General features: G+C 68.2%; 1 protein-coding gene and 2 pseudogenes. 1 reads left to right on the plus strand and 2 read right to left on the minus strand.

The genetic code is table 11. From position 1 onward, the window contains the following. Positions 1-191 precede the first annotated feature (191 nt). Positions 192-488 (plus strand): annotated as a pseudogene (locus R6Y94_RS44935) (IS110 family transposase); the annotation flags it as partial. A gap of 59 nt (positions 489-547) precedes the next feature. On the opposite strand, the pseudogene R6Y94_RS44940 reads toward R6Y94_RS44935, so the two are convergent. Both R6Y94_RS44940 and R6Y94_RS44945 read right to left on the minus strand, forming a co-directional pair. Next, positions 548-1,245, minus strand: a pseudogene (locus tag R6Y94_RS44940) (transposase family protein); the annotation flags it as partial. Positions 1,246-1,415: 170 nt separating this feature from the next. Further along, the gene (locus tag R6Y94_RS44945) at positions 1,416-2,705 is read right to left on the minus strand and encodes an IS701 family transposase (protein ID WP_318395470.1); all 1,290 of its coding nucleotides are present in this window, start codon (positions 2,703-2,705) and stop codon (positions 1,416-1,418) included. Positions 2,706-2,852: the final 147 nt, after the last annotated feature.

Raw genomic sequence — 2,852 nt, forward strand, 5'->3', positions numbered from 1 at the left:
GGATCGCTCTCTTTGCGGCTGTCCACCCGGATCCAGGGTGTGACTATCATCTGGCATGCGCCCGCCGGCTACCGACCGGGGAGTGGCTCAAGAGGGACTTGTCCAGCTCGAAGTAGCTTTGCCCTCCCCGTTCGGCATCAAGCAATAGCCAAAATGGGAGGAAGTAGCGCATGAGTCGAGTCGTGATCGGGATGGACCCACACAAGCGGTCGGCCACGATCGAGGCCATCAACGAACAAGAGAAAGTCCTGGCCCGGGCCCGTTTCGCCACCGACGCCGAGGGGGACCAGCAGATGCTGACAGCCGGCCGAGCCTTCAGCGATCGGGTGTGGGCGGTCGAAGGCTGCTCCGGCATCGGCCGGCACATCGCTCAGCGTCTGGTCGCCGACGGTGAACCCGTACTCGACGTACCGCCGAAGCTGTCGGCCCGGGTGCGAGTCTTCGCCACCGGCCAGGGCCGCAAGACCGACCCGGTCGATGCGCACAGCGTCGCGGTCGCCGGGCTACGCAGCCGTGGACCGCGCACCGTCACCCCGACGACGTCACAGATCTTGGTCAGGATTTTCCAGGTCTTCAAGGTGGCGACGGCGCGTTCGCCGCGGGCGCGGATACGGGCGTGGCCTTGTTCACGGCCTTCTGGCGGTGTGACAGCTTCGGCCGGTGGCGATGACGCTTGAACGGGGTGCGGACACATCCGCCGGCGCCGTGGTACGCCTTGTCGACGAAGGTCATCACGTTCGAGCTGGTCAACGCGGCGACGATGCCGTGGGTGCGGGCGGCGGTCAGGTCGTGTGCCGAGCCGGGCGGCGCCGCCGACGCCCGGACGAGGCGTCCGGCCGGATCGGCGATGACCTGCACGTTCATCCCATGTCGCCGGTGCTTCCCGGAGTAGTACGGCTTCTGGTCGTGTATGTGGTCGATCGGGATCAGGGTGCCGTCGAGGATGGCGTAGGCCAGTAGACGGATCCTGCTCATCGCCTGGTGCGGGTCGTCGGCGGTCGCGGCGAGCAGAGTGATCGCCTCGCGGACGTAGCGCCAGGCGGTGACTACCCCGACTTCGAACCCGGCGGCCAGACGGGTGAAGGTGTCGCCGTTGCGCAAGTGGGCCAGGACGAGCAGCGCCTGGCGGCCGGGGCCGAGGCGGCGCCACCGGGACCGCCGCTGGCGGCGATGGGTACGGATCAGGTCGGCGACGTGGTTCAGCGACCGGGTGGACAGCGGGATCGAGGCAGGGTAAGACAGCAACGAGGCTCCCGGTAGGGGCATCTTTCTTGGTCGATTGCTGTCTTAACGGGAGCCTCACCTCACCCGGCTACCGGCCCCTCCACGCCGCTGACCTGCACCATCAGGTTGGAAATGGCTCATTGTGGATGTTGTCTGCGGCCAGCGCCCAATACGGCAGCCGCCGTTCGGGATCATGGTTGAAGTTCGAGGTTGAGGCGGTGTGTGTAGTGGGCTCGTCGGGCTCGGGCTTGATGACGGCGTCGCCAGTGTGACCAGTGCAAACGGTGGGCGAGGTCATGGAAGGACCGGATGACGAGGGTGTTGATCAGACGGCGGATCTCGTTGACGGTGAGCTTGATCATTCCGGTGTCACTCGGCTCGTCGGGGTCGTCGGTGGCGGTGTCGGCGGCGCTGATCGCAAGGACAGCGAGGGCGGCCAGGGCGAGGGTGGTGAAGCGGTGCCAGGAGTCCCAGCGGCGGACTTGGTGCTGGTCCAGGCCGACCTGGCCCTTGGCGGCCTGGAAGCTCTCCTCGACGGTCCAGCGGATGCCCGCGACTCGAATGAATTGGGCGAGGGTGGCCGGCTTGGGTGCCCAGCAGCGGTAGAAGGCCAGTTCACCGGTGGTGGTGTTACGGCGGATGAGAAGGCTGTGCCGGCCGCCGTCATCGGGGTCGGCGTCGGTGCAGACGTCATCGAGCCAGGCCCAGTCGTAGAAGCGAGGACCCTTGGACCCGGCGCCGGCGCTGCGGCGTTGCCATGCTGATGCCGGTAGGTCGGCGGCCACCCGGTCGGCGCGGACGCGGGTCTTGCCGCCGTCGAGCGGGACCAGGTGGCTGCGGGAGACCGCCAGGACGTAGCCGAGCCCGTGTCCGCGCGGGTGAGCACGAAACACGCTGCTGTTGCCGTATGCCTCGTCCGCGGCGGCCCATCCCGCTGGGACACCGGCATCGAGGGCAGCGGTGATCATGTCCGCGGCCAACTCCGACCGGGTCGCGAAGCCGATCTCGTCGGGCACGCCAGCGGCCTGGCACCGGTCGCGGTCGTCGGTCCATGACGCCGGTAGGTACACGCGTCGGTCGATCAGGGTGTGTCCGTGCCGGCTGGCGTAGGCCAGGAACACCCCGACCTGGCTGTTCTCGATCCGCCCCGCCGTGCCCGTGTACTGCCGCTGCACCCCGACCGTGTGGGTGCCCTTCTTCAGGTCCCCCGTCTCGTCCGGGATCAGGACCGCGTCCGGGTCACCGAACCGGCCGGCGACCAGCCGCCGCAGGTCATCGCGGACGGCGTCGGCGTCCCACACCGCCCGGTACAACAGCCGCTGCATCGCGTCCGGCCGGGCGTAACCGGCCTGCTCCGCCAGTTGCCAGCACGTCTTGACCTCGATGTCGGCCAGTAATCCGGTCACGAACGCCGCCGCCGCGCGACGCGGTTCCACCCGCCCGAACCTGCCCGCGAAGCATCCGAGCACCCCGGCCAACACTCGTTTCCACCCGGCAACGGCTACGCTGTGACACGCGGCCACCGCCCGATCTGATGTTGTGTCCACAACGCACAGACGATCACGCGGTGGCCGTCCCTCGTCTACTCCGCCTGAGCAGCAAGATCTCAAACGGCGGCTGCCGTACTA

The organism is Plantactinospora sp. KLBMP9567 (genome assembly GCF_033446045.1).
Taxonomy (GTDB): Bacteria; Actinomycetota; Actinomycetes; order Mycobacteriales; family Micromonosporaceae; genus Plantactinospora.